At 36.4% G+C, this 24,842-nt stretch carries 25 protein-coding genes and 1 tRNA gene; 9 read left to right on the top strand and 17 right to left on the bottom strand.

All coding sequences use genetic code 11. The features are described from left to right. Positions 1 to 55: 55 nt before the first annotated feature. Positions 56 to 1,279 carry a DUF2252 family protein gene (locus B9T35_RS01125; RefSeq protein ID WP_086189526.1) on the top strand — a complete coding sequence of 408 codons (1,224 nt, stop codon included), beginning with the start codon at positions 56 to 58 and terminating at the stop codon, positions 1,277 to 1,279. A 111-nt stretch (positions 1,280 to 1,390) separates the two neighbouring features. Here the strand turns inward: B9T35_RS01125 and B9T35_RS01120 are convergent, their stop codons facing one another. The 4 genes from B9T35_RS01120 to B9T35_RS01105 all read right to left on the bottom strand — a co-directional run bounded on the left by B9T35_RS01120 (position 1,391) and on the right by B9T35_RS01105 (position 4,678). Then, positions 1,391 to 1,930: a hypothetical protein gene (locus B9T35_RS01120; protein WP_086189293.1), complete on the bottom strand. Its 540-nt coding sequence runs from the start codon at positions 1,928 to 1,930 to the stop codon at positions 1,391 to 1,393. A gap of 182 nt (positions 1,931 to 2,112) precedes the next feature. Further along, complete coding sequence (sodC, locus tag B9T35_RS01115) at positions 2,113 to 2,673, bottom strand: superoxide dismutase family protein (RefSeq protein ID WP_086189292.1); 561 nt, start codon at positions 2,671 to 2,673, stop codon at positions 2,113 to 2,115. A 111-nt stretch (positions 2,674 to 2,784) separates the two neighbouring features. Continuing rightward, positions 2,785 to 3,903, bottom strand: coding sequence for an AI-2E family transporter (locus B9T35_RS01110; RefSeq protein ID WP_086189291.1), 1,119 nt, complete (start codon positions 3,901 to 3,903; stop codon positions 2,785 to 2,787). 130 nt (positions 3,904 to 4,033) lie between these two features. After that, the gene (locus tag B9T35_RS01105; RefSeq protein WP_086189290.1) at positions 4,034 to 4,678 is read right to left on the bottom strand and encodes a ParA family protein; all 645 of its coding nucleotides are present in this window, start codon (positions 4,676 to 4,678) and stop codon (positions 4,034 to 4,036) included. Between the two features lie 129 nt (positions 4,679 to 4,807). Between B9T35_RS01105 and B9T35_RS01100 the strand changes: the two genes are divergently transcribed. Next, positions 4,808 to 5,275, top strand: a complete 468-nt coding sequence (locus tag B9T35_RS01100; protein ID WP_086189289.1) for a Holliday junction resolvase-like protein — start codon at positions 4,808 to 4,810, stop codon at positions 5,273 to 5,275. 58 nt (positions 5,276 to 5,333) lie between these two features. On the opposite strand, the gene B9T35_RS01095 is transcribed toward B9T35_RS01100, so the two are convergent. Next, a complete protein-coding gene (locus B9T35_RS01095; RefSeq protein ID WP_086189288.1) occupies positions 5,334 to 5,966 on the bottom strand; it encodes a class I SAM-dependent methyltransferase in 633 nt (210 codons plus the stop codon). 175 nt (positions 5,967 to 6,141) lie between these two features. On the opposite strand from B9T35_RS01095, the gene B9T35_RS01090 reads away from it, so the two are divergent. After that, on the top strand, positions 6,142 to 6,702 hold the full coding sequence (locus tag B9T35_RS01090) for a hypothetical protein (RefSeq protein WP_086189287.1): 561 nt from the start codon (positions 6,142 to 6,144) through the stop codon (positions 6,700 to 6,702). Positions 6,703 to 6,787: 85 nt separating this feature from the next. Next, the gene (locus B9T35_RS01085) at positions 6,788 to 7,192 is read left to right on the top strand and encodes a protease inhibitor I42 family protein (RefSeq protein ID WP_086189286.1); all 405 of its coding nucleotides are present in this window, start codon (positions 6,788 to 6,790) and stop codon (positions 7,190 to 7,192) included. Positions 7,193 to 7,308: 116 nt separating this feature from the next. Here B9T35_RS01085 and B9T35_RS01080 read toward each other — a convergent pair whose 3' ends face one another. Together B9T35_RS01080 and B9T35_RS01075 are read right to left on the bottom strand one after the other, a co-directional pair. Then, positions 7,309 to 7,872: a hypothetical protein gene (locus B9T35_RS01080; RefSeq protein ID WP_086189285.1), complete on the bottom strand. Its 564-nt coding sequence runs from the start codon at positions 7,870 to 7,872 to the stop codon at positions 7,309 to 7,311. 35 nt (positions 7,873 to 7,907) lie between these two features. Further along, the gene (locus tag B9T35_RS01075; RefSeq protein WP_086189284.1) at positions 7,908 to 8,687 is read right to left on the bottom strand and encodes a class I SAM-dependent methyltransferase; all 780 of its coding nucleotides are present in this window, start codon (positions 8,685 to 8,687) and stop codon (positions 7,908 to 7,910) included. A gap of 122 nt (positions 8,688 to 8,809) precedes the next feature. On the opposite strand from B9T35_RS01075, the gene B9T35_RS01070 reads away from it, so the two are divergent. Next, positions 8,810 to 10,072, top strand: coding sequence for a hypothetical protein (locus B9T35_RS01070; RefSeq protein ID WP_086189283.1), 1,263 nt, complete (start codon positions 8,810 to 8,812; stop codon positions 10,070 to 10,072). Between the two features lie 13 nt (positions 10,073 to 10,085). Here B9T35_RS01070 and B9T35_RS01065 read toward each other — a convergent pair whose 3' ends face one another. Continuing rightward, positions 10,086 to 10,595, bottom strand: coding sequence for a hypothetical protein (locus B9T35_RS01065; protein WP_139841994.1), 510 nt, complete (start codon positions 10,593 to 10,595; stop codon positions 10,086 to 10,088). Positions 10,596 to 10,781: 186 nt separating this feature from the next. Further along, positions 10,782 to 11,897: a fatty acid desaturase gene (locus B9T35_RS01060; RefSeq protein WP_086189281.1), complete on the bottom strand. Its 1,116-nt coding sequence runs from the start codon at positions 11,895 to 11,897 to the stop codon at positions 10,782 to 10,784. A gap of 80 nt (positions 11,898 to 11,977) precedes the next feature. Here B9T35_RS01060 and B9T35_RS01055 point away from each other — a divergent pair, with 80 nt between their 5' ends. Together B9T35_RS01055 and B9T35_RS01050 are read left to right on the top strand one after the other, a co-directional pair. Beyond that, entirely contained in the window at positions 11,978 to 12,667 is a 690-nt protein-coding gene (locus tag B9T35_RS01055) for a TetR/AcrR family transcriptional regulator (RefSeq protein WP_086189280.1), read from the top strand. A gap of 137 nt (positions 12,668 to 12,804) precedes the next feature. Next, positions 12,805 to 13,758: a 2-hydroxyacid dehydrogenase gene (locus tag B9T35_RS01050; RefSeq protein ID WP_086189279.1), complete on the top strand. Its 954-nt coding sequence runs from the start codon at positions 12,805 to 12,807 to the stop codon at positions 13,756 to 13,758. Between the two features lie 145 nt (positions 13,759 to 13,903). On the opposite strand, the gene B9T35_RS01045 is transcribed toward B9T35_RS01050, so the two are convergent. The 6 genes from B9T35_RS01045 to B9T35_RS01015 form a co-directional block, all read right to left on the bottom strand. Next, on the bottom strand, positions 13,904 to 14,479 hold the full coding sequence (locus B9T35_RS01045) for a hypothetical protein (protein ID WP_086189278.1): 576 nt from the start codon (positions 14,477 to 14,479) through the stop codon (positions 13,904 to 13,906). A gap of 246 nt (positions 14,480 to 14,725) precedes the next feature. Then, the gene (locus B9T35_RS01040) at positions 14,726 to 15,376 is read right to left on the bottom strand and encodes a hypothetical protein (protein ID WP_086189277.1); all 651 of its coding nucleotides are present in this window, start codon (positions 15,374 to 15,376) and stop codon (positions 14,726 to 14,728) included. A 371-nt stretch (positions 15,377 to 15,747) separates the two neighbouring features. Then, complete coding sequence (locus B9T35_RS01035) at positions 15,748 to 16,131, bottom strand: hypothetical protein (protein WP_086189276.1); 384 nt, start codon at positions 16,129 to 16,131, stop codon at positions 15,748 to 15,750. Positions 16,132 to 17,348: 1,217 nt separating this feature from the next. Next, positions 17,349 to 19,418 (bottom strand): glycine--tRNA ligase subunit beta, encoded by a 2,070-nt coding sequence (gene glyS, locus B9T35_RS01030; RefSeq protein ID WP_086189275.1) that lies wholly within the window; start codon positions 19,416 to 19,418, stop codon positions 17,349 to 17,351. Further along, positions 19,418 to 20,401: a glycine--tRNA ligase subunit alpha gene (gene glyQ, locus B9T35_RS01025; protein WP_086189274.1), complete on the bottom strand. Its 984-nt coding sequence runs from the start codon at positions 20,399 to 20,401 to the stop codon at positions 19,418 to 19,420. Before glyQ ends, glyS begins: the two co-directional genes overlap by 1 nt. Positions 20,402 to 21,039: 638 nt before the next feature. Next, positions 21,040 to 21,294, bottom strand: a complete 255-nt coding sequence (locus B9T35_RS01015) for a hypothetical protein (RefSeq protein WP_228147060.1) — start codon at positions 21,292 to 21,294, stop codon at positions 21,040 to 21,042. Positions 21,295 to 21,846: 552 nt separating this feature from the next. On the opposite strand from B9T35_RS01015, the gene B9T35_RS01005 reads away from it, so the two are divergent. After that, a complete protein-coding gene (locus B9T35_RS01005; RefSeq protein WP_086189272.1) occupies positions 21,847 to 22,950 on the top strand; it encodes an HPP family protein in 1,104 nt (367 codons plus the stop codon). Between the two features lie 217 nt (positions 22,951 to 23,167). Here the strand turns inward: B9T35_RS01005 and B9T35_RS01000 are convergent, their stop codons facing one another. Further along, positions 23,168 to 23,434: a PspC domain-containing protein gene (locus B9T35_RS01000; protein WP_086189271.1), complete on the bottom strand. Its 267-nt coding sequence runs from the start codon at positions 23,432 to 23,434 to the stop codon at positions 23,168 to 23,170. Positions 23,435 to 23,774: 340 nt separating this feature from the next. On the opposite strand from B9T35_RS01000, the gene B9T35_RS00995 reads away from it, so the two are divergent. Beyond that, on the top strand, positions 23,775 to 24,479 hold the full coding sequence (locus B9T35_RS00995; protein WP_086189270.1) for a hypothetical protein: 705 nt from the start codon (positions 23,775 to 23,777) through the stop codon (positions 24,477 to 24,479). A 139-nt stretch (positions 24,480 to 24,618) separates the two neighbouring features. Here the strand turns inward: B9T35_RS00995 and B9T35_RS00990 are convergent. After that, positions 24,619 to 24,694 (bottom strand) — tRNA-Lys (locus B9T35_RS00990). Positions 24,695 to 24,842 lie beyond the last annotated feature (148 nt).

The raw sequence follows: 24,842 nt of genomic DNA, 5'->3' as shown, positions 1-24,842 counted from the left end.
TTGGCTAAAAATAAGCGCAGACTTCGTTCACCTTATGATAAAACAAACAAAAGTCATGCCAAAAAAACAAAATACTGAAATTAAACAACCCAGATTTAGACAAGCTGAACTGAATGAACGTCGTAACTTAAAAATGGCACGATCTATTCATGCTTATGTACGAGGCAATACTGCAAAATATTATGAATGGTTAAAAGCAGCTTCTATTTCCTCTATTCCACAAGGACCTGCCATTTGGATTTGTGGCGATTGTCATACAGGAAATTTAGGACCCGTTGCTAATGCCGAAGGCGAGATCGAAATTGAAATTCGGGATTTAGACCAAACAGTGATTGGTAACCCTGCCAATGACATCATTCGTTTAGGTTTATCTTTAGCGACAGCAGTGCGTAGTTCAGATTTACCAGGTGTTGTGACTGCACAAATGATTGAAGCATTATATGCAGGTTATCTTCATGCTTTAGAGGTAAAGGGGCGACCTTCGAAAAGGTTACGCCGTCCTTTACTCATTCAAAGTGTCATGAGAACAGCAATGAATCGCACATGGAGAAATTTAGCAGAAGAGCGTTTAGAAGGTTTAATCCCCAAAATCACTTTAAGTAGAAAGTTTTGGCCTTTGCTCAAAGTTGAACAAAAAGAAATTGCATCAGTATTTCAAAAACCTGAAGTGATTGATCTCGTCACCATGCTTGAAAGTCGTAATCAAAAAAGTGATGTCACGGTTTTAGATGCTGCTTATTGGGTCAAAGGCTGTAGTTCACTTGGACGTTTACGCTATGCAGTGTTGGTTGATGTTGATGATCATGTGGTGAAAGGTCAGGGGCTTTGCCTAATGGATTTAAAAGAGGGCACAACCGCATTGGCGCCTCGTTATTCAGATGTGCAAATGCCAAAGGACAATGCCAAGCGTGTCGTTGAAGGTGCGCGACATTTATCACCACATTTAGGTGAGCGTATGCAAGCCATTCGTTTTATGGATAAATCTTTGGTTGTTCGAGAGCTTTTACCTCAAGATTTAAAACTTGAAATAGAAGGAATGAATGAACAAGAAGCCAAAGATTTGGCATTTTATCTTGCCTTTGTTGTGGGGCGTGCGCATGTTCGTCAAATGGATGATACAACACGAAAATCATGGATCAGTGAATTGAAACGTACTGAAGCAAAAAGTATTGATGCACCTTTTTGGTTATGGCGTAGCATCGTAGAGTTGATTAGTATTCATGAAGCCAGTTATTTAGATCATTGTCGCCGTTATGCACTTAGCCATACAAAGTTTTAACTCAACAGGTTTTTTGCAAGTAAAAAAACGGGGTTAAAATATACTCTGAATAAAAGAACAGAAGTCTAAAGCAAAGAGTAATGTGATGTCTGGCTCTTTGCTTTAGGTGATTTATTTTGCATTATATTGAAAGCGATCACTTTTAAAATCAAAATTTTGAAGATATTCAGGTACTAAATCTTTACTGATGGGATAAATATAGAAATTTTCTAGTTCCATTATTTCAGTCATCGCTTGGGCAAGAAGTTTAACATAAGGTCGCGTGCCTAATTCTTTGCAAAATTTACAGTTAATCGCGCATCGATCCATCAAAATGTTGATGTTTGAAATATTTTTGTGAATTCTTTCAATCTTAAAAATATCTTGTGACTCTATGAGAGACAGATCATTGAAGTTTTGGAGGGATAAATCAAAATCATTTTTGACTTCTGATATATCAGTATAGGTAAAGTCAGAAAATTTTTCAGCGATGCTATTTTGGCAAATAATAATGTATTTTCCAGCTTCAATAACATGTCTCTGCACAGCATGTTTTACATCTATAAAATCAGAACAATAGTTAATTGTAAAATATACCTTTTTTAGCAATTGTATGATTTGAATTAAATTCTGTTGTATATCACTTAATGGGATTAGTGCGGATTCAGACATATTAATCTTATTCTTATATTTTAAATTGATATTTTACAGAAGCATCAATAAGCGTTTTATTTTTCTTATCGAAAGATAAATCAAATTGCAGGAAAAATTAAAAGGCTTTATGCGACAAAGCGATGAGATTGTGTATAAGTGTTGATTTATCCACAATCTCATCATGATGAATAAAGCTCGATTTATTTAATCACACCACAAGCAATTCGTTCACCACCACCGCCTAATGGTTTCGGATGATCTGAATAGTTGTCACCTCCTGCATGTACCATCACGGCTAAGCTTTGAATATCTGCAAGTTTTAAGCGAGGTGCAATGACTGTAGTATTGGCATTACCATCGGAATCTACATTCAGTACAGGTAAATCACCCATATGTCCGTCATTCGGCGTGCCATGTCCAGTAGCATGTGCTGGATTGAAATGACCGCCTGCAGCCAATGCCGCCCCCATTTTCCCATCTTTCAAAGCAGGCTCACACGAGCCTTTTTCATGGATGTGAAAACCATGAAAACCTGAAGGGAGCTGTGTTAAATGCGAGCTAATACTCAGCCCTTGGGGGCTGTCTTGGAATGTGACTGTACCAATTTTTGCACCTACACCTTGAGCTGTGACAGCATGTACATCAACAACTTGCTGAGGTGCTTTATTATTTTTTGGAACCGTATTCGAAGTTGTACAACCGACAGCAGTCAGACTGATCAGCGTACATAAAGCTGAAAGTTTTAAAAAATGAGCAGGCATTAAAAAGCATCCTAGTTTTGTTTGTTGTTCTAGACATTCAAACAAAGCTAAGGATGCGACACAATACGGTTTAAGTATTTGATTGTATAAATTTATTAACAAGTTAGATTGTTATTGCTTAGGAATAGTTGAATCATCCTCTATTTCATAAGCCAAGGTTGCATCTGGAAGTTGTACTGGGTCAATGGTTTCATGTAGCCATTCACGCCAAATTGCCAATAACACGGCTAAAATGACAGGTCCAATAAATAAGCCAACCAATCCGAAACTTGCCAAGCCACCTAAAACGCCAAACATAATTAAAATGAATGGAATTTGGGTTGCACCAGAGATGACCAATGGACGAATCACATTATCTGCGGTACTTACGATACAAACACCCCATGCCATGACACCAATCGCTTCGACCATTTGCCCTTTTGACAACAACCATAACGCAACACTGGTATAGGCAACAGGAGGTCCAAAAGGAATTAATGCAAGTAGGAATGTCACAATGGTTAAGACCATTGGATTAGGTACGTCTGCAACAAAATAACTCACCCCAGCCAAGATCGATTGAGCCACTGCAGTTAAGCCAACGCCATAAACCACAGCACGAGTGGTTTCAGAAATGGTGTCAATATAATGATGGATGCGTGGACCAATCACTTTTTCTAAAGCTTGGCTGACTTGCTGAACAATGATTTGACCATCACGATAAAAGAAAAATAGAGTCATCACAGCAAAGCAAAGTTTGACCACATTTTTAGTAATTTCATTGAGGACGAATTTACCATAATTCATATGTCCTTGAATCCAAGCACCAATATTCTGAGATAAGCTGGTTGGGTCTGCATTGATTTCACGTACAGTACGACTAATCTCTTTACCAATAATAGGTAATTCACGTATAAAATCAGGCACTGTTAAATGACCTGAAGAGAACTGGCGTTGTAAATCTAAATACAGATTGCGACCTTCATGTTGCAGAATAAAAATGGCAAAAGTCAGTGGCAGACCGATGACTAAAATTACTAAGGTAATCATGATCGATGCACTTGCTGTTGGGCGATGTTCACCAGACATCCGTTGGATGCGCTTGTACATGGGCCAAGTCATATAAGCAATGATACATGCCCAAAGGACGGGCACAATAAAGTATTTGAGTATGTCAAAACCCAAATAAATTAAAATAAAAAACAGCCCAAATAATAACGCACGCTGTAAGGTCGGATTAAATTCTTGCATTAATCACTCTAATCTAATTTAAATTATCATTTAGACTATGCCACTTTTTTAGACGACATAATCCTGCACTTGTTTTTCATCATATATGAAAAAGTAAAAAAAGTGCGGTGTTCGATACGCTTTTAAAAAATTAGAACCAATCACTCGGATCGTCAATTAATGCATCAAGGAGAGGTTGCCATTGTGCTTGGATTGTTAAATAGTTTTTTTGCGGTTTATCAAAAACACTCAAACCTTGCATAGCCAATTGACCATAAGCGGTACGTTCTGAAATCCAAGCGACAGGTTTTTGTTCGACTTTATCAAAAAACTGTTGAATGTCTTTTGAACTTGAACTGTTGGCTTTCATACGATTAGCGATTAAATGAACTGCAACTTTTCCTTTACGAATGCGTTTCATGTCTTGAATATGTTTAAGAAAGCGTTTGGTACTGTCAATATCAAAAAAAGAAGGTTGTAATGGCGTCACAATGGCATGACACTCACTAATCAGTTGTTCTGCATGCTGACCTGTTAAAGCACCTGGTGCATCAATAATTAGATATTGTAGATTTTTAGGGGCATCACCAATCGATTTTTCATGACGCCAATCTAAGCTTTGAATACTGGCAGCATCTTCAGGACGTTGTTTTAACCATTGCAATGCGGATTTCTGATTATCGGCATCTGCAAGTGCGACTTTATAGCCTTTTTGTGCCAGTGCCGAAGCCAATGTAATGGCTGTAATTGTTTTACCACAACCGCCTTTTTGATTTGCAATGAGTATCGTTTTCATGGGTTACAATTAAAATTGGCAATTAAAATTTGATCTTAGCTTAGCATTATTTTTAGGCGAGTAGATGACACATGACAAAAGTTTAGTTGTTGTTTACATTGTGCAAAGTTTTCACATTAGGATAAAAGAATGTCCATTTGGATGGCGATGTTAATCGGTGCCTGTATTGGTGTTGTATTAACAACTTTGATGTTGTCGAGCACCCGTAATGGAAAGATTAAAGCAGAATATGAACGCTATATTGCAGAGCTTGAGTTAGAACATCAACAGGCTCTATTGAGCGCCCAAAAGCGCAGCGTGAATACCAGTCGTGCTGTACTTAAAGGCAAGATGGCAGAGCAACTAGCTCCAATTATGCCTGAGTTTCGCTATTTACCCAGTGATGCTAAATTTATGGGTGATCCCATTGATTATGTCGTATTTGATGGTTATAGCGAGTTTCGAGATGGGGATGGTTTGGCGGAAGATATTGAAGTGGTCTTGATTGATATTAAAAGTGGTGGCGCTCGATTGACCAAAGGGCAACAAGCGATTGCACAAGCCATTCGTGAAGGGCGAGTACGTTTTGAAACGATTCGGATTGATTTTGAGGATTAGTTCTATTTAGCGGTGGCACTAGGTCACCGCTATTTTAATGAAATGTTAGTTTGGTTTTTTATGCGGTCTTCATTTTCTGCGCTCTTGCCATGAGCATACGTCGTCCAACTTTGGGTAGACCCTCTGCATCAAAATAAGCTTTTTCTAAAAATTTAAAATTGGCATTCAATAGCGCAAACTCAATATTCCGATTTAAATGACAGCCATCTGCTATTACTTTTTGTAGAGGAGTTAGAATGTCTTGTAGTTTCTTTAAAGTTGGATGATCTAAATATTGCACATGTTCAACAAGATGCAAGATACCTTCAGGTTTCAGCACACGATAAATTTCGGTAATAGCAAGTTCGAGTTGGGAAATGCTACACATTGTCCATGTGCTGACAATATTATCGATTGAGTTATCTGCAAAAGGTAATTTTTCTGCACTGGCTTGAATGTGTTGCACATGAAAAGGTGCATTCAATACACGATCCTTCGCCAAATGGTAGACATCAGCATTCGGTTCAAGCGCATATAAGGTATCAACAGCCTGATAAAAAGGAATGTTTAAGCCTGTACCAAAACCAATTTCGAGTACATCACCTTGAATTTTGGTGAGCAATTCACGACGGCTCTCCATAAGGCTAGGTGTTTGCATGATTTGGTTTAACACATGCGGGAAAATACGTTGTTGATAAAATTTATAAATCATTGATTTAACTTTTCTATTTATACTTCAGTTCATTCTAACCACAAATCAATTTGAAAGATAAGACAAAAAAGCGACGAAATTTCCCTATTTTGTTACGTAATCTTAGTTTTGTTTTAATATTTTAAGCATAGTATTAAATATTAAAGATATTGGTTTAACGATTGAGGAGCTGTCCATGACCAGAAAGTTAGTTTGTGCCGCATTATTGGCATTCAGTGCATTTCAGGTTAGTGCCAATCAATCTACAGATTATAATATTGCCAAAGGTTTAGCACCTGTTGCCAAAGATCAGACGATTTCGGTACTTGAGCCTTTTCATGGCGAGTTCCGTATTCTAGGATCTAAAGAATATTTGAATGATGAACAAGCGAAGTTCTCACCGATTGATTATGCGGTGACGCGTGGTTTATTTACTGAGCCGAGCATTGCACGTGAAATTTCAATTAATCAATATGATCGTTATTTAAATTGGAAAATGGCACGGACGCCAGTCGCACCACAATATGCGCCTCTATTTGTGAGTAATATGCATATCATTCCAGCAAACCCTCAGATTGCCAATGAAATCAAAAAAGTTAAACGCGGAGATTTGGTGCGCTTAAAAGGTGATTTGGTTCAGGTGAATGATAAAAACTTGGTGTGGAAATCTGCTTTAGATTGGAATGGTGTAGGTGATGGTGCATGCAAATTAATTCGTGTTGACTCTATCCAATGGATTGAAAAACAAAACATTTAATGGTTTTTATTTGAGCAGGATAGCAAAAACTGTTAATATCTCGCTGTAATTTTAAACAAACTTATTCAAGATAGAGTAGTGATAAATGAAAGGTTTAATGTGTATTACAGCGTTGCTGTTGGGGATGGGATTAGTCGCATGTCAAAGTTCGACGCCTACACTTGGTAAAACGCATGAATATACACTTAAACAAAAGTGCCCGACTATCATGGTAATGAAAGTTGGAGATACTTTGGTTTTTAATGCAGCAGAAAATCCATCTACGGGTTATCAATGGAAATTGTTGCAACCTTTAAAGCTCTTTAAAACAGAAGAAACATTTTTACAAAGTGAAGCCGAAGAAGGTGCTGTAGGTGTCGGTGGGATGAAATCATTCCGTTTTATAGCGGAGCAACCTGGACAAGAACTAATTGAATTGGTGCATATTCGCCCTTGGGAATCAACTAAGCAACCTGATCAACAGTGGCAATGTCGCATTCGAGTTTCTTAGAAGCGTGATTGAAAAGAGAAGTTTTTCGTATAGAAAGACAATAAAAAATGGCATTGATACCATTTTTTATGTTTTTAGATCTCTTAATTTTTTATCATGAGGGTAATGGTAAAAAATTAAGATTTTGGCGTTACTGTTTTCCAATATTCGAGCTGGTCATTTGCGGTAAACATATCCCTCATACCTTTGACCGCATCAGATGGGGTTTTTAGTTCACCATCTGGAGATGCTTTTTTCTCATCATAGACTTTGATTTGGTTTTCCCAGTATTGGTACAGCAAACCTTGAATATAGCGCCCTTGTTCGGTCTTTAAATCTAAATCTTTGAGCATGTTAAGTGAAGAATTGATTTGATCACGTTTACGTTGATGCGTAATTTCTTCTGTTAGATTGCCATCTTTGGCCATTTTGCGAAGATCAGCTTCTATTTCTTCGCTCATCTGATTAAATTTTTGATCATATTCAGTCAACAGGGCAATGTCATGTGCATCATCAGGTGTACTTGGAAACTTTTTAATTCTCTGTGTTTTTAATTGATCAATCACATCTTGAGAAGCATCTTTAGATGGTTTGTCATTAGTTGTACTGTGCTCAGATTTAGGAGTACAAGCGGTTATTAACAATACAGAGCAAACGAAACTCGTAATGAGTAAGGGCTTAGCAGTTTTTAGCATATTCATTTTTCTCTCAAAAATTCTATTCTTTAAATGGGTATTTAGCTTTCAATCTTTTTAAAGTGATAAGCATAAGTGATGTAAGGAAATTCAATTTCATCTTGAGGATGTTTACCAATATGCTCGAGGACGATCTGTTCGAGTTGTCGTTTTAATTGCAGTTGTTGTTCTTGTGGCATGGCTGCAATAAAACTGGTTGATAGAAAACGTTTGCTCACAACATCTTCAACTGTGCCTTTTTGCAATTGCGAAAGCAATTTGACTCCTTCAAGTCTAAATAAAAACTGGTTTTCAAATACCTTTTTCCACTCACCACTGTGGTAGCGAGGCGTGTTTCCTTCATAGCGTGCGATCAAATCTGCCAATGCTTTGACCCAAACAACTTCCTCATCTCGTTGATTCCAAACCAAGCCCAAATGACCTTCGGGCTTTAAGATATGATGAATTTCATTGAGGGTTTCAATATTCGAAAACCAATGAAAAGACTGGGCGCATAAAACCGCATCAACACACTCAGAACTGAGTGGAATATTGTCACTTGATGCTTGTAGTGCGTGTACTTCAGGATGTACTATTTTCAACTGTTCTAGCATTTCTGTTACAGGTTCAATCGCTGTAATATGTGATGTCACTTGTTTTAGATAATCAAGAAATTTTCCTGTACCAGAACCGAGGTCAACCACGCTAGATTCAGCAGTAAGTTGAAGATCATGCTTTAACCATTGCACAATCTCTGCGGGATAACTGGGACGAACTTGTTGATAAAGTTCAGCAACGGAACTGAAGCCTTTTTGTGCGGTAGGATGTAAGGAATGTGTCATATTTTGCGCTTTTTAATCTGTGCAGTATCTATAAAATATGACATTGGATGCGATGAATAGGCAAGTTATCTATTTGTTAATTTTTGAAGCTAAAGATAAGAGAGCCTTTTTTCGGTGTCGTAATGGATAAACAAATAATTTTTGAAGATGAACAAATCAGAGCAATTTATTTAAAAGGAAATTCGGACACATTAGTGCTTTCTTTTGGTGACTTAATCTCGCGTGCCAAAGGGCTTTCAATCAATGCTGAAAAGTCATTAATGAAATATGACTACAGTGTTGTCGGTATTATGCCGAAAGAAAAGTCATGGTTTCCAATGTCTAGTATGCTGGCATTATTGCAACATCTTGAACCAATCTTAGCGCAATACAAACGTGTTGTTGGCTATGGGGGGTCAATGGGTGGTTACGCAGCGATTAAGTATTCAAAACTATTCAAAATGAATCGTGTGGTGGCAATGGTGCCACAATATTCAATCGATCCAAGCGAAGTAGAAGATCGTCGTTATACTGATTTTTATGATGCACATTTAAATGCAGATATGCGAATCCAAACACAAGATATTTCAGCAAATTGCGAATATATCATTGTCTATGATCCATATTTTGAGCATGACAAAGAACATTATTTAAAAATTAAGCCCTTAATTCCGCAGTTACATACTTTGCATTTACCTTATACAGGGCATGATGCGATTGCTGTTTTGGCAAGCTCTTCGCTATTACGTGACTTTATTGAACATCCTTATGATCAAACGTACTTTTATAAGCAAATACGTGAAGTGAAAAAGAACAGTAAGTTTTATTATCGTAGTGTGATTGCCCATTTACTCGGATCGCATAATGAAGCTTTGGGTAAAATTTTAAAAACCATTGATCTTCAATTGGACAGCAGCTTTTTTGATGCCAGTTTAAAACAAACCATTACGCGTATTTTATTGACCAATAAGCGTGTAGATGAACAAGATTTACAAAAACTTGGAATTCAAGTCAACTTACCTTTTGAAAATAAAACACAGTTACAAGACAGCTTTGGCAATGTTTTGGTTTTTAATGTGATTACGCAAAAGCTTGAAAGTTATGATCAACAGGTGATTGATATCAATGGTAAATATATTATTCCTTTGCATGTTGAAAATAGTGGTTTGGCGCAAGTTGAAGTCAAAAAACAAGTTTATTTGATTTGTATGAATGATCGCCGCGTGACCAAGCTTTTTAAAAAGGATGATGCTTTATCTTTAGATATGAATCCGATTGTTATTAAAAAATGTGCTGATTTTTATCTATTGAGTTATAAAAACTTATATATGCGTTGTGATGAGCAGGGCAGTTGTAGTTTTGAAGCAGATACGGTGCAAGATACTGAAAAGTTTGTAGTGATCTAAAATCTACTTTGCTTTATTTGCATTGATTTAAATAGGCTGTCGGAAACAGAGCTTTATATTCTTTCAAGCTCTGTTCTACTAAGTTATTTTTTACATTGTAGTATTCAGTGGAATAGTGAATCACATCGGTAACATGATCTAAGCTTAATTCATAATCTTTTTCATAGAGATAGTTATAGGTTTTACTCTTTGCGCTGATAAGTTCATTGTTTTTAAAGATATAGATTTTAAACTCTTGATTTAATAAATTATAAAATCCTACTTCGATTCGACAACCTTGCTCAATTTTAATGAGTTTAAAATAATTACCTTCATGATTTTTATATTCTTCCACATTTTCTACAGATTGAAGTACAAGCTCAGTAGCATGTTGAATTGGGCACAACAGCGTTAGGCCAATCATAAAGCATATTTTTTTAGTAATACTTAGAACGTTGTTCATAAATTGAATGTCTTGTTTGGATTTATTGTTAGTGTTATTTTGTGATGATTGAAAATGCATTGTGATTAAAAGCATAGACATCTGTATTCATATACACAAGTTTTAAATTTTCCTATTTAACAGAAATGAAAGCTTTGATATCAGAGATTGACTATAAAATAAGTTGATTTAACTTAAAATAAAAGCAATAAAAAAAGGGTCTATACATGCACAAGACCCTATAAACCGAGTAAACGGACGTGACTTATCGTTATTATTATTCTCTTATTATGCTGTTTTCTCTAAACGTCGATTAGCTCTTTTAAATGTACCAAAGTCATTGAAGCGTACGCCATTTTCTTGCATCACGGGGTAGCAATCTTGGGCAATGGCTTGGCGAATATAAAAGGGATCACGGACTACAAAATGATGTATGGCATGTGTTCCTGCAAAATTAAAGCAGAAAGCTTGTAAGGGTCTCATACGCCAATCTGTCCATACTTGACACTGTTGAACGATATTGCCTTCTTCAACATCGCCATAATAATGCATATTAGAACTGGTGAAATGTAAGCTGAGGGTACGTAAGAAGTTAGGTGCTGCAATGGTCACTGCGTAAAATTTAGTGGTGCGATCGGCAAGTTTCCAAAGCGCATTTTTAGGCTGTTTCAGACCCACAGCTTTCATTGCTAATTTGGCAACGCTCATTAGAAGAAAACCATGCCACATTGCATAATGTAGATGTCCAAGAGGTGCATAACTTGCTGTAAGGCGAGCTCTGAGCTTTAGTTTTTCTGACTTGTTTAAGTTCTTTTGTGCATGTATAAAACGATTGGTGGTTTTCAGCATCGTGATTGGGCGTAAATAGACAGCAAGCATGTTGTCACCAGTCATGATTAAACGTTTTAAGCCCCAACGATCACCATTATTAATGCCACGTTCTTCAAGGTCAGACTGAGTTCCAGAAGATTTGTGATGATGTAAATGTACATCACGACGCATCCATGGATTTACAGTACTTGGGCGAAAAGCATAAACCGTTGCCAACATTGCATCATTAACAGGTTTATTTTTGCGATAATACATTTGATGGATTAAGTCATGTTCTAGTTCATGCAGAATAGACATCCAAAATGCAGAGAGCGGAATTGCAATATACGCAGGCATTTGACCACGTGAGTACTGTGTTATATTAAAAACAATACCTGAAACAGCAGTAATAAGAATACCCATGCCAATTTGATCTTGATACTTGACCAACCAAGGGTGTTTCTCACGGAGTTGATTGCCAGCCTCTAAAATCCCTTTACGGATACGAAGGCTACGTTGTTCGTCTTCTGGGTCAGCAAAAAGTTTCACTTTATTTTGCTTGGTCATTTTAAAATTGGCAACGGGTAAATTCATGCCCTGTTCCTCTATTATTTTTATTACGACAAGGAAGTTTTAAATCCAACATTTGTTGGGTTATTTTGAGAGATTATCTGATGCTTAAAATTCAGTCAACATCTGTATTGAAAAAAATGACTAAAAAAGTAACGCAACCAAAGCAAGAACGTACCCAAAAAAGAATGGAAAGGGTGATTGCAACAACACAAGAGTTGCTGCTAAGTGTTGGAATTGAAAAAATTTCTATTCCAGAAATTGCCAATGCATCGGGTGTACCTCGCACCAGTATTTATCAGTTTTTTCCGACGAAATACGATATTTTACGGCACATTGCGCTCATGCATTTAAATGGCTTAATCACAGAATTAGGCAAAGCTGCCGTTAAAGTATTGTCCGAACAGCCAAAAGCCAGTATTGAAGAATATGGGCAATTGCTGAGTGCAAATATGATTCGAGTCACTGCACGATTCTTTAATGAATCTGAAGTGGCGAGCCTGATTATCTTGAGTGGACCATTTACACGTCAAGCCTATTTAGAATATCAAGTTGAGCTGAAAAAAGTCAGTGCAGGTGTTCGACAAGCTTTAAAAATGATTCAAGTAGATAGTTATGTACCACAAGAACCAGACAGTTTAACCATCTTAATGGAATTGGTTTTTACCTGTATGAAACATGGTTATTACACTGAAAACTATATTTCTGAGGCAATTTGCCAAGAAGCCTATCGCATGGCAATCGCTTATTTATTGGCATTAAAAAATGATTCATTTCAAATGCCAGAACCATAATCCATTAAGAGGAATGATTTTTTATTTCTCTTTAAATGAGGAAACTAAAGACATTATGAATATTGATGCAAAATCTCTAAGCGCATTTTGAGCATGTTATAAATACACATTGAAAATAGAAAAATGGTGCAAGGGATATGAAAGCTGTATTTTTAGATTATGAATCACTGGACAAAAATGATTTAGACTTTAGCCAGTTAAAAGCGGCTTTTGCAGATTTAATCCTTTACCCATCAAGCACAGCAGAACAAGTTTTAGAGCGCATTCAACATGCAGATGTAGTGATTACCAATAAAGTGGTCGTGAATGCAGAAACGATTGAGCAATGCCCCAAACTAAAAGTCATTCTTATTTCTGCAACAGGAACCAATAATGTTGATTTAGCTCAGGCAAAGCAACAAGGTATTGTGGTATCCAATTGTCAGGGATATGGAACAGCAGCAGTTGCTCAGCATACTTTATCGCTAATCTTAGCTTTAGCGACATCACTATTAAAATACGATCAAGCGGTGAAACAAGGGCAGTGGAACACATCTCCCATATTTTGTTTGTTGGACTTCCCGATAGTTGAATTATCAGGTAAAACATTGGGCATTATGGGTTATGGTGAGCTTGGTAAAGCCGTTGGAAAACTGGCCGAAGCTTTTGGTATGAAAGTTTTAGTCGGTGCATTACCCAGTCGTCCAAGTGATGAAAATCGCGTCCCATTTTCTGAACTTTTAGTTCAAGTCGATTTTTTAACGCTACATTGTCCATTAACCGATGAAACTCGGGATTTGATTTCTACAGATGCATTTAATACCATGAAAAAAACAGCATTTTTAATCAACTGTGCACGTGGTGGCATTGTGAATGAACCAGCACTTGCAGATGCATTAAGACAAGGCAAAATTGCAGGGGCGGCAACGGATGTATTGAGTGTTGAACCACCTAAGAACGGCTCGGTTTTATTTGCAGATGACATTCCAAATTTAATTATTACGCCACACAGTGCGTGGGGCAGTGTTGAAGCACGTCAAAGAATGGTCAATCAATTGGTTGAAAATATTGAAGCATTTAAACATGGACAGCCAATTCGACAGGTGAATTAAAAGTGGTAAAAAGCTCAGTAGATTGAGTTCCGTAAAAATTGAGTAAAACAAAATATTGCCCACTTGATGGTGGGCTTTTTTATGAATGGCTTCTAGGGAAGATTCTTATAAATTATTTTAAGATATAAATGATTTTAGAGGCTAACTAACGCGGAACACCTACGTCATCATTAGATGTCGTTTGTTTAGCTGAGGCATTGTTCAAAGGTAGAGATTGCTTGGTAATTTCAGGTTCTTCTTGAGCTGAAGCATTTTGTGCAGGAGCAATCGGAGGTGCTGTAATAACAGGTGCAGTCACAGTTGTAGGACTTGGAACAGAGCTCATTGAAGCATCACTTAAATTGCCACGTTCAATTGGAACATTACCGCCACTTGTACCGACAATATTATCTTTGGTTTCATTAATTTTTTTAACTGCGGTGTCGATGCCTTTACGGGTGGTATCTCGTGCAATTTCTGCTTGTTCTGTCGTATATGTTTTGGTGTTGTCCCAAGTTTCGCCAACTTTAGGCTTTATTTTATTGATGCCTTTTTCCGTTGCATTTCCTACTTTTTCAGCAGTATTTTGTACAGCTTGTCCTGTTTTATAGGCAAGTACTTTGAAAATATTGGGGTTATCACCATAAGGTAGCGTTGTTTTCGTTTCACTTGAGCTTTGTGCATAAATGGAGGTTGTTGCCAAAATAGCTGTCGTGATGCACACCATTTTTATCTTATTCATTATTGCTTTAAACCTCTTTCAGCGTGGCACTTAAATTACGATTGAATATTCTACGCATCTTACTGATTTATAGATTCAATAACTTGTTTTGCAAGGAAAAGAATACAGCTTGCTACATATCGCTACATTCAAAAAATAACAATATCCACTTTCTAGATTAGATATCTCATACAGAAAATAAAAATGCTGAAAATAATAAAGCCCACCGAAGTGAGCTTATGGATTTAACATATTCATGCAAATGAATTATTGGCTATTTACAATCGGTTTGGTTGTAATATCAATTTTGGTACTGCCTACAGGTGAAGACATTTGAGCGCTTGAGTCTACTTCAGCACTTGCAGTCGCTTTCTTCGGTGTTAAAGCTTTCTTAGTTTTTACTGCTTTTTCATGTACTTTTTCAGATGCTTCATGGCTTAATTTTTTGGTATTTTTCCAAGCGCCTTTGGTTACTGTCTTGGTGTTATCTACACCTTTTTCAATGCCACCACCAACTTTAGTCGCTGTTTTTTTCACACTATGATCTACTTTTTTAGATACCTTTTTGGTGTCATCCCACGCATCTTTTGAAACTTCACGGGTTTTATCAACACCTTTCTCAATACCACCACCGACTTTATCCGCAGTCGTTTGAACACCTTCACCTACAGAATGTGATGCATCTTTTGTACCTTCCCATGTATTTTTAGAAACTTCGCGGGTTTTATCAACACCTTTTTCGATGCCTGCACCGACTTTATCCGCTGTATTTTGAATGCCTTGCCCAATGTTATGTAATACCCCATTGTTGTTTACATCTGCTGAAGCACTGACATTGCCATTCACATCTGTATTTGCAAAAAGAGGAGTTGAAGCCAATAGAGCGGTGGTAATTAAAGTTGTTTTAAGCATTTTCATAATGTGTTTTTTTCCTTTTATAACTTGAGTTAGATCAAGCCTTAGATGAGCTGAATCATAAATGATCAGAATTGATTAATTATAATTTGAGATAAAAAACCCACAGCTTATACACAACCTTGTAACAAAAATGACAGAATTGTGAATATCATTTAAGCATGATTTCTACTTAAGTTTCTGTAAATCATTGTGTTTGTACTTTTAAGTTGATTTGTTTGTTTACACTGTAAGTTAACGTAAATTTATTTGATATTCAGGCAAAACTTGAATGAATCAAAGACCCTACATGATTTTATTCGTATCGATAATAAAACAATTGCTTAACCGATATATGAATTAAGCTATATTGAGCGTTCAATATGCCTAATATTTTATAAACATTTATCTAAGTTAGACTTTTTGAAGTTGTTTTTAAGTGCAGTAAAGTTAATTTGCTTTTCTGCATTTTGAACGTCAAAAATGGTTTGTTTATTTTCAACTTCGGCATTCACATTTGAAAATGCTGAAATGAGTTGATCGCCTTTAAAAATCCAATGTTCAGTGGCTTTGCCTGTTTGAAAATTTCCAGTAAATTCGATCACGCAATTGTTTTGTTGTTTGATAAGTCGAGCAAGATTGTGCTTGGTTGTCGGTTCAGCAGAAATGTTTTTGTGTTGTTCTAAAACGATAGGTGCGTTGGGGTTGGTTAGCGTGGTTGAGCAAGCGGTGATAGATAGACATGTAAAAGTAGTTAGACAAATGGTTTTTAGATTCATAAGGGACTTTGTTCTTCAGTGCTATTGAATTTAAGTATAAATAATTGAAATAATATTTCTATAGATTATTTGTTTAACATATCAATTAGATGATTGTATTTTGTAAGTAGTTGCGGAGGATTATTTTTGTATCGTTCAATTATAAAGACGCAGGTATATTTTTCTGAAAGTAGTGCTTTAGTTATAGACGTAGAAGTAATTAGGTAGTGTAATTTCATAATATGAATAATAAAAATATTATAAGAATACTGATGATAAACAGATACTGATCTTTAGTTAATTTTACAAAGCGAATTATTGAAAAATATATTGAAATAAATAAAATGGAGGTGTATGTAGTAATATGTATAAATACGTTTTCATTAAGGAATGAAGAGATTCCTATGAATGTTAAAATAAAAAAACTTGATATGAAATATAAAATAATTAAGAAAATTTTTTTAATTTTTACATATTTAATATTTGTATCTAAGTGAGGTAATACAATAGCGATTATAAATAATATTGGAATGATTTCACAAACTGCTATGAAAAGAAATAAAAGTAAAATTAAGTTTTTTGAGTTTGGTTCAGTAGGATATAGGCAATAAATAATATAACTTATGGAAAGTAAAATTACATGTATAAGAATGAGATAAAAGTCTATTCTGAAATAATTTATTTTTTCATTTTTCATTTTTAAATACACTGTAAAATTTCATCTTCTGACAAGATATCTTTTGATTTATTAAAATTTTCAATAATTGCGAGGGATTTAGGATCATTCCAAACTTCATCCATTTTATTAGGCATAAAATTATTAGGGCTTATAGTGATTGCTGAAATCAATTTATTTTTTTAAAGATATAACGATAAATTACAGCTATTGATTCTGAGTAAATAAAAGTATTATCGATCTGGCAGCCATTTTCTACGTTATAGAGTGAAATTTTACCATCTACATTTTTAGATGAATCGCCATTATCTAATAGATAGTTATTATTTTATTCAGCGATCAGCTGGATTTCATTCGTTGGCTTTATTTTAGGATTTGAATCTCCGTCTTTAGTGATTTTTTGGTATGCACTTAATAAAATAATTGAAATTACAATTGCAAAATTTCGAATTTCCATCGGTTGTAATTATTTAGGAAATTTTATTGATCATACTTTAAAAATGAATAAAAATAAAACCCCACTTATTTAAGCAGGGTTCTCATTTTATTTCAAATATTTAGCTTAGTGCTGTAACACTGAAATATCCGCAACACTGGTAAACAAACCACGTAATTGCGCCAATATACGTAAACGATTGGCTTTCAATTCAGCATCATCTGCCATGACCATGACACCTTCAAAGAAAGCATCAATTGGCGCACGCAAGGCAGCAAGCATAGACAATGCTTCTGTGTAGTTCTTTGCATCAAGCAATGGCTGAACAATAGGCGTTACTTTAGCAAGTTCAGCGAACAATGCTTTTTCAGCATCTTCAACCAAGTTTGCTTCAACCACAGCACCTGTCGGTTCAGCTTCTTTCGCAAGAATATTGGCAACACGTTTGTTGGCGGCAGCAAGTGCAGCAGCTTCAGGCAAGGCACGGAAATGATTCACCGCAGTCACACGCTTATCAAAATCTAAAGGTGATTTTGGTGACAAGGCTTGAACGGCTTGAATCACATCAACAGCAACACCTTGATCTTCATACTTCGCACGGTAACGACCTTCAAGGAATGCAACTGCATCTGCCAAAGTCTTAGCGTGATCTTTCAATACATCGCCGTAAGCAGCTAAAGCAAGTTTGATGAGTTCTTCAATTGAAACATCAAGATTGTTTTCAGTCACTAAACGCAAGATACCAATCGCAGAACGACGCAATGCAAATGGGTCTTTTGAACCTGTAGGCGCTTGACCAATACCGAAAATACCTGTCAATGTATCAAGGCGATCCGCAAGGGCAATAGTCGTACCTGTCTTGGTTTGCGGTAAAACATCACCAGCAAATTTAGGTAAGTACTGTTCACCTAAAGCTTCTGAAACTTCATCACTTTCACCTTCAAGACGTGCATAGTAAGTACCCGCAATACCTTGAAGTTCAGGGAATTCACCAACCAATTCAGAAGTTAAGTCACATTTTGCAAGTAAAGCTGCTTTTTCAGCATCGGCAGGGTTTGCACCTGTGATTGGTGCTAAAGCCACAGCCAATTTTGCAATACGTTCAGACTTATTCCACAGCGTACCCAACTCAGCTTGGAACACCATATTGGCGAGTTTTTCTTTACGTGATGCAAGCGGTTGCTTTTGATCTTGTAAGAAGAAGAATTCAGCATCAGATAGACGTGGACGAACCACTTTTTCATTGCCTTCAATAATTTGAGCAGGATCTTTCGACTCAATATTTGAAACGGTAATGAAGTAAGGCTGAAGTTTATTGTCGCTATTCACTAAGCAGAAATATTTCTGATTGTCCTGCATGGTGGTGATCAAGGCTTCTTGCGGTACAGCAAGGAAACGCTCTTCAAAACTTGCACGAAGCGCAACAGGCCATTCGACTAGTGCTGTCACTTCATCACGAAGATCGCTGGGTACAATCGCAATGGCATTCACGTCATCCGCAAGTGCTTTCACTTGACCGTCAATCATCGCTTGGCGTTCTTCAAAGTTCGCTACAACATAAGCGGCTTTTAATTTCGCAAGATATTCATCAGCATGACCTAAAGTAATCGCTTCAGGTGCATGGAAACGATGACCAAAAGTCACGTTACTTGCTTTGTGATCTTGAATAGTTGCATTAATCACATCATTGTCTTTTAACAACACGACCCATTTTACAGGACGAACAAATTCAGTACGACTTGCCGCTGAACGCATACGTTTTGCAATAGGAAGATTGTCCAAAGCTGTTTGTAAAATCTGTGGTAATAAAACGTCAAGGCTTTGACCTTTCACATCTTTTAAATAACACACTTTTTCAACTTTACCGGCTTGGAAAGTCGTGACTTGATCAGCCGTAATGCCTTGACCACGCATAAAGCCTTCAAGCGCTTTAGTAGGATTGCCTTCGGCATCAAAAGCAGCTTGTTTAGCAGGGCCATCAAAACGCTTTTGTGTATCTGGTTGCGCACCATCAACATTAACAATTTTTAAAGCTAAACGGCGTGGCGCTGCATATGCTTCGATTGAATCAAAAGCCAAGCCAGCATCTTTTAAGCCTTTTATGGTTTCTGCTTGTAACGCATCACGTAATTTTTTTAAGCTTTTTGGCGGTAATTCTTCACAGCCTAATTCGAACAAAACGGTATGTTTAGACATTATTTGCTCTCCTTGTTGGCTTCTTTCGCTTCAGCTTCAACTTGTGCTTTTAACTGCGCCAATACTTCATCACGTAATGCAGGTTCTGCCATTGGGAAGCCAAGCTTCGCACGTGCAGCCACATAACTTTGTGCAATTGAACGCGCCAAAGTACGCACACGTAAAATATAACGCTGACGTTCAGTCACTGAAATCGCACCACGGGCATCCAATAAGTTAAAGCAATGTGATGCTTTAATCACTTGCTCATAAGCAGGAAGTGGCAGTTCAGCTTCAATTAAACGAGTTGCTTCAACTTCATAGAAATCGAACAATTCAAACATTTTTTCGACGTTGGCATATTCGAAGTTATAGGTCGACTGTTCGACTTCATTTTGATGGAACACATCACCATATGTCACAGTACCGAATTGACCTTTGGTCCAAACCAAATCGTAAACTGAATCTACACCTTGCAAGTACATTGCAAGACGTTCAAGACCATAGGTGATTTCGCCTGTCACTGGGTAACATTCAATACCGCCGACTTGTTGGAAGTAAGTGAACTGTGTCACTTCCATACCATTCAACCAAACTTCCCAGCCTAAGCCCCAAGCGCCCAATGTTGGAGATTCCCAGTTGTCTTCCACAAAACGAATGTCGTGCACAAGGGTATCAATACCAATCGCTTTTAAAGAATCTAAATAAAGCTGTTGGATGTTGTCTGGGTTTGGCTTAAGCACCACTTGGAATTGGTAATAATGTTGCAAACGGTTTGGATTTTCGCCATAACGACCATCTTTTGGACGGCGTGAAGGCTGTACATAAGCCGCGTTCCATGTTTCAGGTCCAAGCGCACGTAGGAATGTTGCAGTATGGAATGTCCCTGCACCCATCTCCATATCGTAAGGTTGTAAAATCACACAACCTTGTTCAGCCCAGTAATTTTGTAAGGCAAGAATTAAGCCTTGAAATGTATCGATATGCGATATGGCGCGACTCATGCAGCATCCATTATAAATATGAGAAAAATTGGTTCTCAGTATAAGGATTTTGCAGGAGAGTGGCAAAGGGTTATATAGCTTTGATGGGGTCTTTAATTGAGGTTGATGCAAACTTTAAAAGCATAAAGATATAAAATGCGACTATTGGTGTGGAGATGAGCAGAATAGGAAGCATGTTTTCAACACTGAATAAGGGAGTAATTTTTTTCCCAAGGTAATAACTAAATCCTAAGTAACTGATAATAATTGTTAAAATATTAAATATTTTAAATTGTCTTAGAATAATGTGTGTAATCAAAATGATTGGAAAAACAGTCACTAAAAAAATGAGATAGATACATAAAAGTGCGAAAAATGGAGTTAAGATGGTTACTTGAATGATTTCAGAAAAAGTACTACGAATGTACATTTGATATAAAAGGTATGGAGTGTAAATTATTGTACCTATAGGGCTAAGTAGTAAAGATAAACATAATTCACTAAATTTTAATTGAATGGGTTTAATAAGGTATGTACCCATTTTTAATAGTTTCAGTATCATAATTTTCATTTTTTAAATAGAAAAGAGCTATTTATATTTTATAGCAGGTTTTAGAAGGGTTTAGTATTTCACGCAGAAAGTATATCGTAGTGAGTTTTTATTCGCATTTATCATGCCAATCATAATGTGGGTCTCGGCAGATTTGATGAGATATATTTTGTGAAAAGGTCAAGTTCTCTAATCTGATACTCAGGTCATTGATCAACATTACAAAATGAGTGTTTGGATGAGGCCAACCAGCATTATTGTTAAAATGAGAAACAGTATTTCCCAGTGATAACTCAAGGCTTAATAATTCATTTAAACATTCACAAAGTTCAATTTTTTCAGGTATTTTTTTACTCTTTTTCATTGAGCCTATCCAATAATAAAATGGTGGTGAATAGCGTAGTAAGTATCTGTTTTCCAGTTACAATGTATATCACGATTAATCATTGCATTCACATTAGGATGTTGCGGGAAATCAGTGTGTTTTAAATGTAGTTGTTGTCTTAAGTAAATCAAATGACTTTTTTTAGGCTAGCCACCATGTGTGTTGTGACTTGTAATTTTATTACCTAGGGAAATTTCGAATTGTATTAACGGAATCAGGCAAGGGTATAATTCTCATGTTTCTAAATGTTCATGGAATTTTTCATATCAGTCTTTATATTTATTGATGCATTAATTATACATCTCATTGTAAAAATTATGATTTATTTTAGTCATTGTAAAAATTGAAAAGAGATCTGCTTAACTAGGTTCAGTACTAAAATTCAAATACTGGTATTTATCTAAAACCCTTTTGCTTTAAAAAAGCTAATAACAAAACTAGGCATAATTATAAGATAGAAAATTAATACATCTTCTCGTACATCATCGTATAATTTAAAACTTCTCCCATATTTAAAGCAAAAGGATAGCTGTGTTTCACTCACAACTTGAATGGCTCAATATCTTAAAACCCAATTTTAAAGTGCTACCGCTCAAAGACCGTCTTGTTTGCGGTATTGGTGCATTATTGGGACTCGTTATATCCTCATTGGTTAGTTGGTATGCGCTTGGCGATTTTAATGCATGGTATATCGCTCCAATGGGTGCATCATCAGTATTACTCTTTGCCGTGCCTGCAAGCCCACTTGCCCAACCGTGGAATATGGTGGTGGGGAATATCATCGCAGGGGTTATTGGGGTGACGTGTGTACTGTTTATCTCAAATTTAACAGTCGCATTTAGTATTGCTGTTGCCTTATCTATCTTCTTGATGATGACCACAGATTCATTGCATCCACCAAGTGGAGCTGTAGCGATTACTGCTGTCTTGGGTGGAACAACCGTACATGAGTTGGGCTATGCTTTTATCTTTTATCCCGTCTTATTAAATTCAGTTTTACTTTTGATTGTTGCCGTTATTTTCAATCGGTTGCTTGGAAAACAATATCCACAAACTGCACAACTCAATACACGCTCTAAAGACCCAACACCAACACAGAAAGTCACCATTCAACCACAAGACATTCAAGATGTTTTGGAGCAGCAAACTGAGCTTTTGGACATTAGTGATTATGATTTACAGAAAATCATCTTAGAGGCACAAGAAAAAGCCAATGCTCGAGTTGTGAGTGAATATTTGTGCCAAGACATTATGAGCAAAGATGTGATTTATCTGTATGAATTGGATGATATTCATAAAGCCATTGATAAGTTTAAACAAGTCAATTTAATGAGTTTACCTGTTGTCAATATTAATGATGAACTGGTTGGTACCTTAGCATTGTACGATGTCTTAGAATGGTTTAAACGCGCAGCAGACCCACGTGCATCTTGGGAGCATTTGGTCAAACAAATTATGGATCGGAAAGTTGTGACTGTGAAACCATCACAAACAATTCAAGATTTAGTGCCTTATTTTGTCGAAAAATCTTTTAATTATATTCCTGTTGTTGAACAGCAAAAGTTAGTTGGGATGATTAGTCGTGCGGATATGATTGCAGCATTACAGCAACAATTAAATCATACCAAGCGATAGGCCTTTTGCACAAAGCACTTATCCAAGATATCTTTAAAAAATCATGGTACTTGAAGTTGTTTATCGTCTGTTATAAAAATAAAAGTTGAAAAATAGACATAAAAAAGCTACGACAGAATAGGGGGTAGTCCGTCGTAGCTGAAAACTTAAAACATTGCGCAGATGCGCTATTTCAAATTTAAAATGAAACTTACAGCCTACATCGGTGATTTAAGGATTAACGTCTTACGCCATCTTCATGTATGGTTCTGACTGGTTGTTGATAACCTGTAGGTGGTACGTTGAGTTGTAATTCTTGTTTTGGAATTAACAACCACAGTACCAAATAAACCAAGATGCCAGGAAAAGCAGCACTCATACATGAAACGATTACGAAAATAATGCGTAATAATGTGACGTTCCAACCAAAACGCTCAGCAATACCGCCCATAACACCGGCGATCATATTATGTCGGCTAGAACGATATAAACCAGATTTGGTCATCAAAATCTCCTTAAAGATAAATAGGGTGCTAGAGATAGAAGTGATCTAATCTCTGCATGTTATATACATGGTGTTTGCCATTGATTTTTTAAAGCCTATCAACGTAAAAATTTTTACAAAATTTAAAAATACAAATATCAGAATTAAAAGAGATTTGATCAAAATCTATTGTTGTATATTGAGCTAGAAATAAGGGCTAAAAATGTATCTCTATTATACTTTTGTAAAATTATAGCGGCTTTGATTTGTAGTTGGGCAGGAAAATAATACTATACCCATATTCAAAATATTAAATATCCGTTGTCAGGTTCAATAACCCAGCTTGTTTTTGGTTTTTAAGATGATGTTTCCCACGGTTCGTAGGCATGTTCCATGTCGCTTGTTTTGCTTTAGTCTGTGTACCAGTTTTATCTTGAGTGCATGTGACTCCTCACAATCTCATCATCAGAAAAATCAACAAGCTCATTCTAATGCTCAAGCTGTTTCAGCTCCATTACAGATCGAAGCTGTATCTTCACCTGTTGTACAAGATGAAATTGATGTGGAAGATCAGGGAAAAAAGCTAACAGAAGTCGCGGGGCAGGCAGCAGCTTTACCAATGAATGTCGATACTGCTGATGAACAAGCCACGTCTACTGAATCATTACCTGAAAATGCACGCTCATTTGTAGGGCGTTATCATGCCTATATCAGTTGTGAGGATGCTTTTGCGTTATGTGAAAAGGGCAATGCTGAATTTATTTTAAATCTTTTGCCTGATGGCTCAGCACATCGTACTTTAATGTATTTGGGTAAGATGAATCATGAAGGGAATACACTTTCTGAAAATCAGTCTTATCAGAAAAATCAGTGGTCTTATGATCAAAAAAACCAAGAAATTGTGATTAAGCATGAGAATGGTATGGAGGTTTATTTTCATGTGAATTCAGAAAACAATTTGGTCATGGACTTAGATAAAATATTGACAGTCAATAAGGCTTATTTTTCAGCAGGCAATCCTGCACCATTACAAGCTTATGTTCTTAAAAAATATTCAGGGTCTTAGTTGCTTATCGTATGCTCATCTAACTTTAGCTGTGCTTTATCGTGATCGCTTATAGCTAAGTTTATAAATAGAATAAAAATTTTAAATGACCTTCTTCATTTAAGCAAAGGCTCTGAATGTATCTTTTATATCAAATATCTGGTGGGTTGTGTGGGGTTCGAACCCACGACCAATAGATTAAGAGTCTACTGCTCTACCAACTGAGCTAACAACCCTGAACAAGGATGAATGCAACAAAAATCTATGATTTTTTAGGTATATCAAAATACCTTATTTTGCACTATTGGATGAATACCTTGAACAAACAATTGAAGCAAAATTTCGAGAATGGCGAATCAACCGAACGGGGATGAATAAGTCTTG

It is taken from the genome of Acinetobacter sp. ANC 3832 (assembly GCF_002135415.1).
Taxonomy (GTDB): Bacteria; Pseudomonadota; Gammaproteobacteria; order Pseudomonadales; family Moraxellaceae; genus Acinetobacter.
Note: the sequence above shows the minus strand (reverse complement) of the source record. Positions and strands in the feature narration are given on the sequence as shown.

Coding starts and splice junctions, on each gene's coding strand:
- B9T35_RS01125 (WP_086189526.1), top strand. CDS start 56: ATGCCAAAAAAACAAAATACTGAAATTAAACAACCCAGATTTAGACAA.
- B9T35_RS01120 (WP_086189293.1), bottom strand. CDS start 1,930: ATGTCTGAATCCGCACTAATCCCATTAAGTGATATACAACAGAATTTA.
- sodC (WP_086189292.1), bottom strand. CDS start 2,673: ATGCCTGCTCATTTTTTAAAACTTTCAGCTTTATGTACGCTGATCAGT.
- B9T35_RS01110 (WP_086189291.1), bottom strand. CDS start 3,903: ATGCAAGAATTTAATCCGACCTTACAGCGTGCGTTATTATTTGGGCTG.
- B9T35_RS01105 (WP_086189290.1), bottom strand. CDS start 4,678: ATGAAAACGATACTCATTGCAAATCAAAAAGGCGGTTGTGGTAAAACA.
- B9T35_RS01100 (WP_086189289.1), top strand. CDS start 4,808: ATGTCCATTTGGATGGCGATGTTAATCGGTGCCTGTATTGGTGTTGTA.
- B9T35_RS01095 (WP_086189288.1), bottom strand. CDS start 5,966: ATGATTTATAAATTTTATCAACAACGTATTTTCCCGCATGTGTTAAAC.
- B9T35_RS01090 (WP_086189287.1), top strand. CDS start 6,142: ATGACCAGAAAGTTAGTTTGTGCCGCATTATTGGCATTCAGTGCATTT.
- B9T35_RS01085 (WP_086189286.1), top strand. CDS start 6,788: ATGAAAGGTTTAATGTGTATTACAGCGTTGCTGTTGGGGATGGGATTA.
- B9T35_RS01080 (WP_086189285.1), bottom strand. CDS start 7,872: ATGAATATGCTAAAAACTGCTAAGCCCTTACTCATTACGAGTTTCGTT.
- B9T35_RS01075 (WP_086189284.1), bottom strand. CDS start 8,687: ATGACACATTCCTTACATCCTACCGCACAAAAAGGCTTCAGTTCCGTT.
- B9T35_RS01070 (WP_086189283.1), top strand. CDS start 8,810: ATGGATAAACAAATAATTTTTGAAGATGAACAAATCAGAGCAATTTAT.
- B9T35_RS01065 (WP_139841994.1), bottom strand. CDS start 10,595: ATGTCTATGCTTTTAATCACAATGCATTTTCAATCATCACAAAATAAC.
- B9T35_RS01060 (WP_086189281.1), bottom strand. CDS start 11,897: ATGAATTTACCCGTTGCCAATTTTAAAATGACCAAGCAAAATAAAGTG.
- B9T35_RS01055 (WP_086189280.1), top strand. CDS start 11,978: ATGCTTAAAATTCAGTCAACATCTGTATTGAAAAAAATGACTAAAAAA.
- B9T35_RS01050 (WP_086189279.1), top strand. CDS start 12,805: ATGAAAGCTGTATTTTTAGATTATGAATCACTGGACAAAAATGATTTA.
- B9T35_RS01045 (WP_086189278.1), bottom strand. CDS start 14,479: ATGAATAAGATAAAAATGGTGTGCATCACGACAGCTATTTTGGCAACA.
- B9T35_RS01040 (WP_086189277.1), bottom strand. CDS start 15,376: ATGAAAATGCTTAAAACAACTTTAATTACCACCGCTCTATTGGCTTCA.
- B9T35_RS01035 (WP_086189276.1), bottom strand. CDS start 16,131: ATGAATCTAAAAACCATTTGTCTAACTACTTTTACATGTCTATCTATC.
- glyS (WP_086189275.1), bottom strand. CDS start 19,418: ATGTCTAAACATACCGTTTTGTTCGAATTAGGCTGTGAAGAATTACCG.
- glyQ (WP_086189274.1), bottom strand. CDS start 20,401: ATGAGTCGCGCCATATCGCATATCGATACATTTCAAGGCTTAATTCTT.
- B9T35_RS01015 (WP_228147060.1), bottom strand. CDS start 21,294: ATGAAAAAGAGTAAAAAAATACCTGAAAAAATTGAACTTTGTGAATGT.
- B9T35_RS01000 (WP_086189271.1), bottom strand. CDS start 23,434: ATGACCAAATCTGGTTTATATCGTTCTAGCCGACATAATATGATCGCC.
- B9T35_RS00995 (WP_086189270.1), top strand. CDS start 23,775: ATGATGTTTCCCACGGTTCGTAGGCATGTTCCATGTCGCTTGTTTTGC.